This window comes from Pseudarthrobacter sp. 1G09 (assembly GCF_050038305.1).
In the GTDB taxonomy this organism is placed as follows: Bacteria; Actinomycetota; Actinomycetes; order Actinomycetales; family Micrococcaceae; genus Arthrobacter; species Arthrobacter equi.
The window spans coordinates 3037280-3049320 of record NZ_CP188306.1 but is presented as its reverse complement, the minus strand read 5'-3'; the positions used below and the strand labels follow the sequence as shown (position 1 = coordinate 3049320).

The 12041-nt window shown below is 67.3% G+C and carries 12 protein-coding genes and 1 tRNA gene; 8 read left to right on the top strand and 5 right to left on the bottom strand.

Annotated elements, in window-relative coordinates:
* Positions 1-47: 47 nt before the first annotated feature.
* The 5 genes from ACP3TD_RS13980 to ACP3TD_RS13960 all read left to right on the top strand — a co-directional run bounded on the left by ACP3TD_RS13980 (position 48) and on the right by ACP3TD_RS13960 (position 3882).
* A complete protein-coding gene (locus tag ACP3TD_RS13980; RefSeq protein WP_426767244.1) occupies positions 48-989 on the top strand; it encodes a hypothetical protein in 942 nt (313 codons plus the stop codon).
* Between the two features lie 134 nt (positions 990-1123).
* Positions 1124-1196: transfer RNA gene (locus tag ACP3TD_RS13975), tRNA-Ala, on the top strand.
* Between the two features lie 162 nt (positions 1197-1358).
* The gene (gene pnuC / locus ACP3TD_RS13970; RefSeq protein WP_426763643.1) at positions 1359-2021 is read left to right on the top strand and encodes a nicotinamide riboside transporter PnuC; all 663 of its coding nucleotides are present in this window, start codon (positions 1359-1361) and stop codon (positions 2019-2021) included.
* A 2-nt stretch (positions 2022-2023) separates the two neighbouring features.
* Positions 2024-3130 carry an AAA family ATPase gene (locus ACP3TD_RS13965; protein ID WP_426763642.1) on the top strand — a complete coding sequence of 369 codons (1107 nt, stop codon included), beginning with the start codon at positions 2024-2026 and terminating at the stop codon, positions 3128-3130.
* The gene (locus ACP3TD_RS13960; RefSeq protein WP_426763640.1) at positions 3127-3882 is read left to right on the top strand and encodes an NUDIX hydrolase; all 756 of its coding nucleotides are present in this window, start codon (positions 3127-3129) and stop codon (positions 3880-3882) included. The genes ACP3TD_RS13965 and ACP3TD_RS13960 overlap by 4 nt, the downstream gene beginning before the upstream one ends.
* 39 nt (positions 3883-3921) lie before the next feature.
* Here ACP3TD_RS13960 and corA read toward each other — a convergent pair whose 3' ends face one another.
* Both corA and ACP3TD_RS13950 read right to left on the bottom strand, forming a co-directional pair.
* Positions 3922-4917 (bottom strand): magnesium/cobalt transporter CorA, encoded by a 996-nt coding sequence (gene corA / locus ACP3TD_RS13955; protein WP_045729655.1) that lies wholly within the window; start codon positions 4915-4917, stop codon positions 3922-3924.
* A gap of 10 nt (positions 4918-4927) precedes the next feature.
* A complete protein-coding gene (locus ACP3TD_RS13950; RefSeq protein WP_091721748.1) occupies positions 4928-5413 on the bottom strand; it encodes an Lrp/AsnC family transcriptional regulator in 486 nt (161 codons plus the stop codon).
* Between the two features lie 169 nt (positions 5414-5582).
* On the opposite strand from ACP3TD_RS13950, the gene ACP3TD_RS13945 reads away from it, so the two are divergent.
* Positions 5583-6815: an MFS transporter gene (locus ACP3TD_RS13945; RefSeq protein ID WP_426763637.1), complete on the top strand. Its 1233-nt coding sequence runs from the start codon at positions 5583-5585 to the stop codon at positions 6813-6815.
* Between the two features lie 13 nt (positions 6816-6828).
* On the opposite strand, the gene ACP3TD_RS13940 is transcribed toward ACP3TD_RS13945, so the two are convergent.
* On the bottom strand, positions 6829-7326 hold the full coding sequence (locus ACP3TD_RS13940; RefSeq protein ID WP_091724060.1) for an Lrp/AsnC family transcriptional regulator: 498 nt from the start codon (positions 7324-7326) through the stop codon (positions 6829-6831).
* Positions 7327-7481: 155 nt separating this feature from the next.
* The gene (locus tag ACP3TD_RS13935; protein WP_426763636.1) at positions 7482-8726 is read right to left on the bottom strand and encodes an MFS transporter; all 1245 of its coding nucleotides are present in this window, start codon (positions 8724-8726) and stop codon (positions 7482-7484) included.
* Positions 8727-8819: 93 nt separating this feature from the next.
* Here ACP3TD_RS13935 and ACP3TD_RS13930 point away from each other — a divergent pair, with 93 nt between their 5' ends.
* Both ACP3TD_RS13930 and ACP3TD_RS13925 read left to right on the top strand, forming a co-directional pair.
* Positions 8820-9797, top strand: a complete 978-nt coding sequence (locus tag ACP3TD_RS13930; RefSeq protein ID WP_426763635.1) for a LysR family transcriptional regulator — start codon at positions 8820-8822, stop codon at positions 9795-9797.
* 67 nt (positions 9798-9864) lie between these two features.
* Positions 9865-10815: an N-acetylglucosamine kinase gene (locus ACP3TD_RS13925; RefSeq protein WP_426763634.1), complete on the top strand. Its 951-nt coding sequence runs from the start codon at positions 9865-9867 to the stop codon at positions 10813-10815.
* A 19-nt stretch (positions 10816-10834) separates the two neighbouring features.
* On the opposite strand, the gene ACP3TD_RS13920 is transcribed toward ACP3TD_RS13925, so the two are convergent.
* Positions 10835-11854: a pirin family protein gene (locus ACP3TD_RS13920; RefSeq protein WP_426763633.1), complete on the bottom strand. Its 1020-nt coding sequence runs from the start codon at positions 11852-11854 to the stop codon at positions 10835-10837.
* Positions 11855-12041: the final 187 nt, after the last annotated feature.

Sequence of the window (12041 nt, the reverse complement as noted above, 5' to 3'; positions counted from 1 at the left end):
GTGATACTCATACGGTTTTGAGTGTGGACTTCCCCCTTAGCAGCTCTGTGATCCTTGTGGTTGCTGTCGTGCTCTGGATCGTGTGGGTTGCCCCTTACGTCCTCCGGAACCGCAGGCACCAGTTTCAGCCCGCCGGCGATTTCATGGCGGACACACCCGCAGAGGAGAAACCGGAACGGCCGCAAGGCATGGTTCTGAACGTCGCCGCCAAGCAGGAGAAAACGATGGATACGAGGAAGAGCGCCGCATCCGCTGCCAAGCCCGCGGCCGCTGCCGGGCCCACCGGCGCAGCCAACGGGCGGCTGCGCATCCACTACGGGCGCACATCCATCGCACTCCTGGGGTTTCTCTCCCTCATCACGGCGTTCGTCTCCGGCGTCCTGCTCCCCTTCGGCCTGGGTTCCGCGGTCCTGCCGCTGTCCTGCGTGGCGCTCACGGCGGCGTGCGTCGTCCTTCTGCGCACCCTCGCTGTCCGGAGCCGCAAGGCGAAGGTCAATGCAGCCTTCCGCTCGGCCATGAGTGCCCCGTCCAGGACGGCTGCCCCCGTTGACCGGATTCCGCCTAAACCGGACACCGCACCGGTGCCTGCCCGGCCGGAAAGCCCGCTTTTCGACGCCGAGGCCCACAAGCCCCAGGCCAAGCCGCTGACCGCCGTCGAGCTGCGTGAAGCAGCCATTGCCGTAGCCGTGGCCGCGGGCGATACCAGTGCGGCAGCACCGGCGTCGGACGTCCCCTCCAGCACGCCCTGGGAGCCTGTTGAGGTCCCCAAGCCTGTTTACGTGGAGGCTGCCAAGGCCGAGCGGCCGGAGCCCAGGCCGCTTGAGCTTCCCGAGGCGCCGAAAGCCGTCGGCAAGCCGTCGCTGAAGCAGGGCGCGGCCGGAAACGCGGCGGGAGCGGCCGGCGCTGCACCTGTTGACGCCCAGCAGCTCACCAAGGCGCAGAGCGCGCTCAGCAACCTCGACGACGTCCTGCAGCGCCGCAGGGCCTAGTCCCCAGCCAGGGCCCGACGGCGGCCGCCCAAACGGGCGTTTACGGTGCCGGGAACGTCGGTTGGCATTGGGGCAGGAAAAATGTGTAGCCTAGGGGCACCGGTTCAGATCCCGCCGAAGGGTCGCACCGTTCCGGGGCTATAGCTCAGTTGGTAGAGCGCTTCGTTCGCATCGAAGAGGTCAGGAGTTCGAATCTCCTTAGCTCCACAGTTTTTGTTTCGCCAAAGGCCATCCTTCCGGGATGGCCTTTGGCGTTTCCAGGCAACATCGGGCACAGCGGGCGACACCAACTTCGAAGTCCTATTGTCAGATTGATAATTAACAGCTAGGTTGTAATTATCGGATTGATAATTAGGAAAGGAAGCGGCGATGACGGCCCTACTCGACTGGATGAACTCCACCGCAGTGCCAGATCTCCTTGGCTCTCCCGTGAGCTGGATCGAAGTCATCGGCTTCGTCACCGGCGCGGCGTGCGTCTACGGCGTCGCGAAGCAGAAGCTGTGGAACTGGCCGGTGGGGATCCTGAACAATGTTGCCTTCATCATCCTGTTCCTGGGTGCCGGCCTCTACGGCGAAACGGTCCTTCAGGTCATCTTCGCTGCTGTTGCCGTTTATGGCTGGTTCAACTGGGTCCGCGGCAGCTCCGCCACCGAGGCCAGCAACGATCTGCCCATCCGGGACGCCACCGGCAAGGAAGTCCTCCTCGGCGCCGGCGCCACCCTGGCCGGCACTGCTGCCGTTGCCATGATCCTGACCCACGGCACCGACTCCCAGGTGCCATGGCCGGATGCCTTTGTCCTGACAGCTTCCCTGGTGGCGACCTACTGGCAGGCGAAGAAGATCTTCCAGCACTGGTTCGTCTGGATCCTCATCGATGTGGTCTCCATTCCCCTGTACTTCAGCCGGGGGCTGGCCCTGACAGCCATCCTCTACATCGGATTCCTCGCCCTCTGCATTTACGGGCTCAGCGGCTGGAAGCGCACGCGGGCCGCCGGGAATACCGCCCTGATCACCGTCCCGGCAGGAGCCTGAGAATGTTCACCCAGTCAATGGTTATCGGCAAGTTCTACCCTCCCCACGCCGGCCACGCCCACCTTATTGCCACGGCCGCCTCACAATCCGAAAAGGTGGCGGTCCTTGTCCTCGGCACACGCTTTGAATCCATCACCGTCGCTGACCGCGCCAAATGGCTGGCCGCTGAATTTGAAAACACCAACGTCCAGGTCATCGCCATGCCGAACGACTGCCCGGAGGACTACCACTCAGACGCCATCTGGAAAGCCCAGAACGAGCTCATGCGACTGGCCCTGAAATCCCACGGAATCACCGCCGTCGACGCCGTCTTCAGCTCCGAGGCCTACGGCACCCGGCTGGCGGGCTACTTCGGAGCCGACCACGTGCTGGTGGACCAGTCCCGCACCACCTACCCGATCAGCGGCACCATCTGCCGCGACGACCCCGGTGTGGCCTGGCCTTATGTGATAGCCCCGGCGCGGCAGGAACTGGCCACCAGGATCATCATTGTCGGCGCGGAGTCCACCGGCACCACCACCCTCACCCGGGCCCTGATGGACCACTACCGGTCCCGGTTCCCGCTGATCGCCGATGTGCCCGAATATGGCCGCTCCTACACCTACGAAAAGTTCGACGCCCTGCGGGCCGTGAAGCCGGACGCGGAACTGGCCGACATGGTGTGGACCGCGCGGGACTTCAGCGTTATCGGTGCCCGGCAAAACCAGCTGGAGAACGCGGCAGCCGATACCTGCCCGCTGGTCATCGCCGACACCGACGCCTTGGCCACCACCTTGTGGGAACGGTATTACCTGGGGGAGCGCAGCTACGGTTCCTATCACGCCATGGATACCCTGCCGCGCCGTGATCTGTACCTGGTCACCGACGACGCAGGTGTGCCTTTTGAAGACGACGGCTGGCGGGAGGGCGAACACCGCCGTGCCGATATGACCGAATGGTTCAAGGAGACCCTGACCGCGGAAGGACACTCCTGGATCCTGGTCACCGGCAGCCACGAACGGCGCATGAAAACAGCCACCGACGTGATCGACCTGGTCCTGGCCCAGCGGAACGGCTTCACCGCCCCGCCGTGGGCCACCCGGATTATCCTGGAAGGTGCGCCGGCATGAATGGTTCGAATGCCGAGCGGGACTATCTCGAGTCCTACCGGCCGGATGACTACCCGTCCGTCGCCCTGACCGCAGACCTGGTGGTCTTCGCCGTCACCGGCGGCGTCCTCCACGCAGCCCTGGTCCGCCGCGGCGCCCACCCCTTCAAGGGCCGGCTGGCGCTGCCGGGGGGATTCGTCGGACCCCGGGAATCAGCGGAGGCAGCTGCCGGCCGCGAGCTCTCCGAGGAAACCGGGCTGGACCTGGAAACATTGCCGGTCCACATCGAACAGCTGGCTACGTACAGCGACCCCGGGCGCGACCCCCGGATGCGGGTGGTTTCCGTGGCCCACCTGGTCCTGCTGGCGACGGACGGCGCAACCCTTCCCGCTGTCTCGGCCGGGACTGATGCCGCCGGTGCCGATTGGTACCCGGTCCACGAAATGCTCGCCGGCAGCACCGGCGAATCCTTGGCTTTCGACCATTCGCAGATCCTTGCGGAGGGCCTGCAGCGGCTCGCCGGCAAGATGGAATACACCACCGTCGCAGCCAGGCTCCTCCCCGAAGAGTTCACGCTCACCCAGCTGCGCACCGTTTACGAGGCAGTGTGGAACGCTCCGCTGGCGGCAGGAAACTTCACCCGCAAGATGACGCCACAGCTCGAGGACACCGGAAGGAAGGCCCGCGCCTCAACCGGCGGAGCGCCCGCTGCGCTGTTTACGGCAACCGACCGGTACGTCCACCCGCCGCTGTCACGGCCCAGGCAGGAGTGACGGCCGCGTCCCGCGGGAGGCTGTTGAGGCACCGCCCTGCTAGAGCCAGCCCTTGCGTTTGAAGATTCCGTACATGAGTCCTGCGGCGGCCACCATCAGGACCAGCGCCATGGGGTAGCCGAAACCCCAATGGAGTTCGGGCATATGGTCAAAGTTCATGCCGTATACGCCTGCCACGAAGGACGGCGCGAAGAGGATTGCTGCCCAGGACGAAATCTTCTTTACCTGTTCGTTCTGTTCGGCGCTTGCCTCGTTCTGCCGGTTGGCGGTGAGGGTCCCGTCCAGGGTCAGGGCGTTCTGCAGCAGGTCGCGGAAGGAATCGGCCCGTGAGATGACCCGCTCGGCGTGGTCCTCCACGTCCCGCAGGCTGTGCTGGAGTTCGGTTTCCACTCCGTACTTCGCAAACCCCCGCTTGAGCTGGTGCATCATGTCCGGCAGCGGGTGGATGGCGCGCTGGAACTGGATGACCTCACGGGCCAGTTCGTAGATCCGTCGCGAAACGCTGCTGTCTCCGCTGAACAGCTGGTCCTCGATCTCATCGATGTCGTTTTCCAGGCCGGCCACCACGGGGGCGTAGTCGTCCACCACCCGGTCCAGCAAGGCATAAAGCACCGCTTCGGGCCCATGCCGCAGGAGTTCGGGACGGGCTTCGAGCCGCTGCCGAACCCTTGCCACGCCGGCCATCTCCGCGTGCCGGACGGTCACCACGAAGTTCTTTCCGGTGAAGATGTGGAGTTCGCCGAACTCCACGGTCTCGCTCGCATCGAGGTAGCGCGCGGGCCGCAGGACGGTGAAAAGGTTGTCGTCGTAGCGTTCCATCTTGGGGCGCTGGTGTGCCGAGATGGCGTCCTCGACAGCCAGTTCGTGGAGGCCGAACTCGGCAGCTACGGCAGCCATCTCCTCGGCGGTGGGCCTGTACAGGCCGATCCACGCCATGCCGCCGTGCCGGGCCAGGGTTTCGAACGTCTGCTCAAGGCTTTCCGGCTCCGCATGGCGGGCGCCGTCCACGTACACGGCGTTATCGATGATGGTCATTCAGGAAATCCTAGCGGCCGGCGGATGCCGAATTACTCAGGCCACTGATGAGTGGTTCGGTCCGGTACGGAATGTGGGTGTGCAGGGCCAACACCGTTTCGGTACGGATGACGCCCTTGATCCGCAGGACCTGGCGCAGCGATGACTGGAGGTTGTGGGTATCCGTCGCCACCACCCGGCACCAGACATCGCCGCGCCCGGAGATTTCGTGGACCTCCAGCACCTGGGGAATCAGCCTCAGGGCTCCTACAACGCCGTCCAGTTCCCGGTGTGACACTTCGATGGTCACGAAAGCCACCACGTCGTAGCCCACGGCCTCCAGGTCCACTTCCCGTCCGCCGGGCCGGAGGACTCCTGTCCTGATCAGGCGCCGTACCCGCGTCTGCGCAGTGTTCCGGGCAATACCCACGGCATCGCTGAGTTCCCCTACCTGGATCCGGGGGTCCCGGATGAGGGCCAGCAGGATCTTCAGGTCGGTGGCATCCAGATTGTTCAAATGCTCATTCTCCGTCACTCGTTCGCGGCATCTTTGATGATTGTGCTCAATTCTTGCACTTGTTTCGGATCAAAGGGGCAGCAGTGCCGCACTCTGGAGCCACACCTGTATTTCCCCCGCGCGGCACCCCACAAGGGCCACCCGTGCGGCCAACCCCGGAGGCGGCACCATGACGGTCTTCAGCGAACTGCGGATGCGCCCCGCCACGGCGTCCGGCTGGAACGCCTCTACCACTGCCCGGCTGGTGATCTCCGGCGCGGTGATCTTCGCCCTGCTGGTGGGAGCCAACCTCGCCACCCCGCTGTATCCGCTGCTGCAGGCATCGCTGGGACTTTCCGCGCTGGATGTCACGGCGGCGTTCGCCAGCTACGTCCTGGCCCTGGTGGCCACCCTGATGCTGGCCGGGCACTGGTCGGACCACATCGGCCGCAGGGCCGCGCTGCTCCTGGCTGTGCTGGGCGGCCTCGCCGGCAACCTTGTCTTTGCCGAGGCCCACACCCTGGCAGGACTGTGCGCGGGCCGGGCACTGCAGGGGATCGCTGTTGCGCTGGCAACGGGCGCCAGCGCGGCCGCCCTGCGCGAGCTGCTGCCCTCCCGCCCGGAGTGGGCGTCGCGCTTCACGCTGCTGGCTTCCTCCGGGGGAGTCGCTGCCGGCCCGGCCATCGGCGGCCTGCTGTCCCTGCTGCCGGGCGCCACCACGGCACCCTACGGCGTACATTCTGCGGTCCTCGCAGGCCTGCTGGTCCCGCTCTTCCTCATCCGGGCACGCCCGGCCATTGCGGTTCCGGCCGTGTCCCGGCCGCTCCAGGCCCTTGCCCCGCGCCGCCCGGCGGTGTCCCGGAATGCGCGGGGGGCTTTCTGGCTTGCTTCCGGCGTGGGATTCCTGAGTTTCGCCGTGTTCGGGTTTTCCCTTTCCCTCGCGCCCGGGTATTTTGCCCGGGTCCTGGAGACTGATTCCCGGCCCCTGATAGGTGTCCTCGCCGGTTTGCCGTTGGCGGCCTCGGCCTTCAGCCAGCTGCTCACCGTGCGGGGCCGGTTTGTTGTTCCGGGGGGCCTTGCCGTCCTGGGGGTATCGGTGGTCCTGCTGGGGACTGCCGGAGCCCTGCACAGCCCGCTGCTGCTGGTGGCCGCCTGCGTGGCCGCTGGGATGGGGCAGGGGCTGGCTTTCCGCACGGTCTTCAATGACGTTGCGGGCAAGGTGGAGCCCGCCCGCCATGCCCAGGTGATCAGCACGGTTTACGTCATCACATACCTGGGCAGCGCCGTCCCGGTCCTGGGCCTGGGATGGGCGTCGCTCATGGTGGGACAGCCTGCGGCGGTGCTCGGCTTCGTTGTAGTGTGCGGCGCAGCGGCGCTGGTCCTGGCCGGCCTGACGCTGGCGTTGCGCGGCCGGCACGCCTGACGGCCGTAACCCGTCAGTCGGGCAGCGGCCCGTGGTTGCCCTGGATGTGCTCAAAAACCAGTGTGGTTTCGGTATGGCCCACCACGGGGTCCGTGGCCAGGTTGTCGAGCACCCAGTCACGGAGGTCCTCGGTGCTGCCGACGGCGATGTGCAGCAGGTAATCCACGGAACCTGAGGTGTGGAAGGTGGACAGCACCGCCGGCAGGTGAGGCACCCGTGCGGTAAAACGGTCGATTTGGTCGCGGTCGTGGGCACGCAACCGGACAGCCACCAGTGCCTGCACGGACCTGCCGATGGCCGAAAGGCTCAGCTTTGCTTCATAGCCCTTGACGATTCCGCGTTCGGAGAGTGCCCGGGTACGCATCAGGGCAGTGGACGGCGCGATGCCCACCATTTCGGCGAGCTGCTTGTTCGAGATCCGCGCGTCGGCCACCAGCGCGGCAAGGAGGCGCTCGTCGATGGCATCCAGTGGTTCCAGGTGTGCTCCGGGCCTGGGGTGCCGGGGGTTCATGCTCACTGCGGGTTCCTTCCAACGGTCCTGCATTCATCCTAGACCGCCGGAACCGCCCTACCGGGCCCTGCAGGGCTGCTCACACCGAATTTCTGCGGTCCCATCAGTTCCTGCGAAGGACTTAATTCGTTGCGCAGGTAGGCAAGGGGGGGCGTTCAGGCCGCGGCGGGCTCGCGCGAGGGATGGACGACGGCGACAATCGCCGCCGTGAGGCAGGCCAGCAGCATGACGGCTGCTGCCAGGGCGTTCCAGCCCAGGGACTGGAACAGCAGCCCGCCCGCCCAGCCGAGCACGCTGGAGCCCAGGTAGTAGGCCAGGTTGTACAGCGATGCCGCCTGGGCCCGGCCGGACGTGGCGATGGCTCCCGTCCACCCGGCCCCGATGCTGTGGGCCGCAAAGAAGCCGCCGGTGAAGACCACCAGGCCGGCGAGGATCAGTGCCAGGGACTGCGTCAGCGTCAGGGCAAGCCCGCCGACGGACAGCGCCAGGCCCGCCAGGAGGACGGACCGGCGGCCGAAGCGCATGGTCAGGCCGGCAGCCCAGCGGGAGGTGACGGTCCCGGACAGGTAGGCAAGGAAAATCAGGCTGATCAGGGTTGCGGGCAGGGTGAACGGCTCGCCGGACAGCCGGAACCCCAGGTAGTTATAGACGGCCACGAAGCCGCCCATCATGAGGAAGGCCTGGAGGTAGAGCGCCAGCAGGCGGCCATGGCGCACATGCCCGGCAAGCGTCCTGAAAGCCCCGCGCAGGCCGGTGCCCCCGGATGCCACGAAACCCCGCGCCTTGGGCACCAGCAGCAGGAAGGCAACAGCTGCCAGCGTGGCCAGGATGGATACCGCCAGGGCGGCTGCGCGCCAGCCCCACAGTTCCCCGGCAGGTCCTGCCACCAGCCTCCCGGCCAGGCCGCCAAGGGTGGTGCCTGCCACGTAGCTGCCGGCAGCGACGGCGGCGTGCGCCTTTGTCACTTCCTCGTTCAGGTAAGCGATGGCAATGGCCGGGATTCCGCCCAGCGCCATTCCCTCCAGCAGGCGCAGGGCCAGCAGGAGCTGGAAACTGCCGGCCAGGGGCACCAGGAGGCCCAGGGCGGTGGCCAGGCAGATTCCCCAGGTCATGGCACGGACCCTGCCGATCCTGTCGGCGAGGAATGACCAGGGGATGACAGTCACGGCAAGTCCCACGGTGGCCAGCGAGATGGTCAGGGCGGCTTCGGCTGCGCTGATCCGCAGGTCGGAGGCAAGCAGGGGCAGCACCGCCTGCGTGGAGTAGAGCTGGGCGAAGGTGGCAACACCGGCAAAGGACAGGCCGGCGAGGATCCTCGCGTAGGCGGCGGATCCCTTCGCATGCCCGGTCCAGCGCGGCGGCGGGGCGTGGGTGCCTGCAAGGCTGGTGTCTGGTGGCATGGGGTAAGCGTAGTCCCGGGCCAACAGATGCTTCCAATGCATAGTTTGTGCCAGAATCATAGCAATATCGGATAAGATTGAAGGCCAGGGCTGATGGAACCGGACCGGAAACAACTGGTGCAGCTGCTTCCGCTGCTCCCCGTGCTGTCCGAGCTGGGCCGCACGGAGCACATCACCGGGACAGCGGAAGTCCTGGGAGTACCCCAGTCCACGGTGAGCCGCGCCATCGCCCGGGCCAGCGCCGTCGTCGGTACCGAACTCCTGGTCCGCGACGGAAGGGGAGTCCGCCTGACCCCCGCCGCGCGGACCCTCCTGCCCTTCATCGAGAACGCCCTGGAGGAGTTCCGGGCGGGTCTGGACGTGGTGCGCAATGAATCGGATGTGGCTCGGGGAAGGATCGCGGTCTCGTTCCAGCACACCTTTGGCGAAGGGACACTGCCCCTGCTCATCAGCGCCTTCCGCAGCAGGCACCCCGGAGCGGCCTTTACGCTGAGCCAGGGTGCCCGGAACGCCTGCCTCGAAGAGCTGGCATCCGGCGAGTCCGACCTCGCCCTCACCGCCCCGGCAGCACCTGCCGGCCGCCACCTGGAATCGGCGCCGCTCTACCGGGAGCCGCTGCGCCTCGTGGTGCACCATGCCCACCGCCTCGCGGGCAGGCCGACGGCGGACCTTGCCGACATCAGGACGGAACCATTCGTGGCCCTCGGCGCTGGATACGGGCTGCGGTCCCTGACTGACGCGCTGTTCAAAGAGGCCGGCTACCGGCCCCGGATAGCCTTCGAAAGCCAGGATTCCCACACGGTCCGCGGGCTCGTCTCGGCCGGGCTCGGCGTCAGCATCCTGCCGCCGGGCGGTGACGCGCCTGGCCACACGGTGAGTCCCGAAACCGGCAACCTCGGGTGGGTGGAGGTGCCGCTAAGCTCGGCGCTCGCCGTTCGCGAAGTGGGCCTGTCCTGGCGCCGGGCCAAGGCCGGCGCCGAACCTGCGTCCGTGCGCCTGTTCCGGGAGATGGTGGTGACCGAAGGTCCCCGGCTGCTGGCAGGCCTGGTCAGGCACCGCACGGAGCACTGACACCGGCAGTGACATTTCGGCATGCCGCAGCAGCCCCGCTGTCCGCTCCGGACAGTAGTCTTGTGACGTGCAAAACAGCGAACAACCCCCTGCCGTTCCCGTCCAGAACTCCGCTCCACCCGGCGCCGGCCCATTGGCCGGCATCATCATCGGCCTCGACATCGGCGGCACCAAGACCCGCGGAATCCGGTTCGAAGACGGGGTTCCGGCGGCTGACGAGTCAGTGGGAAGCTCCAACGTCCAGAACGTCAGCCGCGACGAGGCCGCACGCAACATTGCCGAGCTTTTCGCCCGGATCGGTGAGGGGCCCGTGTCCCGCGTCTACGCCGGATCCGGCGGCATCGATACCGCCGAGGACGCCGAAGCCCTCGCCGCCCTGATCCGGCCGCACGTTCCCGGCGCCGTGGTCACGGTGGTGCACGACTCCCGCCTGCTGCTGGCGGCCGGACGCGCCCGCACCGGCGTGGCTGTCATCGCCGGCACCGGCTCGGCGGCGTGGGGAAAGAACGCCGACGGCGGCGAGGCCCGGGCCGGAGGATGGGGTTACCTGCTCGGAGACGAAGGCAGCGGATACTGGCTGGGCCGGGAAGCGGTCCGCCACAGCCTCCGCAGGATGGACCAGGGACTGGCCGTCGATCCACTCACGGCAGCGCTGCTCGAGTCATGCGGAGTGGACCACCCCAACCGGCTCATTGCCCTGTTCCACTCACCGGACACCGGCCGCAGGTTCTGGGCCCAGCAGGCACGGCACGTTGTGGAAGCAGCCGCCCGGGGGCACCAGGAAAGCCGGGACATGCTCGACCAGGCCGGCAAGGACCTTGCAGGCCTGGCCCTCCAGGTCCTGCGCCAGCTGGGAATCAACGGTCCGGTCATCCTCGGAAGCGGCCTGGGCATGAACGTGGTTCCCCTTCAGGAGGCTTTCCGGCGCCACCTCGCTGAGTACGGCGCGGCCGACGTCAGGGTGCTGGACCAGGAACCCGTATTCGGGGTGCTCCAACTGGTGGCCGAGCCCGCCTGACGGGCAGGGCCGCCCGGCGTCAGTCCCGGACGGTCCGCTTGCGGGGTGTGAGCCGGACCCCTGGAAGCGGCGGAGCCGGTATCCGTCCGGCTTCAGCGCCGGCGTCCGGGCCATGGCCGGGAACCAGCCCGTAGCGTGCTGCTGCCGCCGCGGCCCCGGCCAGGCCTGCCTGCGCTTCCCAGTCCGTGCGGGCCTGCTCCACCTCATCATGGGTACGGCCCACGAAGTTCCACCACATCAGCAGTTCCTCCCGGAAAGGCTCCCCGCCGATGAGCAGGAACCTGGTGCCGGGATCTGCCTGCAGCCGGAGCTCCTCTCGGCCCGTACCCAGGTAGCCCAGCGGCCCCGGCGGAAGCTCCTGCCCGTCCAGGCGCAGCCCGCCGTCGAGCACCAGGATGCCGTGTTCGAACTCCGGATCCAGCGGCAGGACGGCATCGCCGTCGCAGGCGACGTCAGCCCCAACAATGGGTGAGAACATCGTGGCAGGCGAGGCCACGCCGTCGAACGTTCCCACCATGACGGTGGCGGTGAAACCGGCACCGGTGGCCCGCGGCAACTCCCGGTGCTGTTCAAACGCCGGCGCGCAGTGCCGGTCGGCGTCAGGAAGCGCCACCCACAACTGGAGGCCGCGCTGCACGGGCAGGACGCCGTCCTGCGGCAGGACCGCGAACTCCGAGTGGGAGACTCCGTGGCCCGCCGTCATGATGTTCAGTTCACCGGGCCGCACCACCACGTCGCTGCCCACGCTGTCGCGGTGCCGGATGTTCCCGGCCAGCGGCCAGGTCACCGTCTGCAGTCCGATGTGCGGGTGCGGCAGGACAGACATCGCCGTCCGGTCCGGGCCGAAGCTGTCCAGGAAGCACCAGGCGCCGATGGTGGGCAGGCCGCGTTGGGGGAGGGTCCGCCGGACGTGCATGGCGCGTACCCCGCCGAGCGGCACTTCCCGCTCAGGCCAAAGCTGCAGGCACGGGCCGGACGGACCCTCTGCGGCGGCCGGGGGACAGACTTCCTGCTGCGGCGATACTTCCAAGTTGGTCACCCTCCCACTTTAGAGCCGTGGCGTGCTGCGTGCGGCAGCGGTCTCCCATCCGGACCGCACGCGGCTGCGAATGGTCACAGTAGGGATTCCTTTGTCCGGATGCGTGCCGCAAACTGCTGTGCGCCGGGCCGGCTTGGGTTACCGTAACTATCAGCGTGCCGATGACCATGTCACGTCGCTTTCAGAG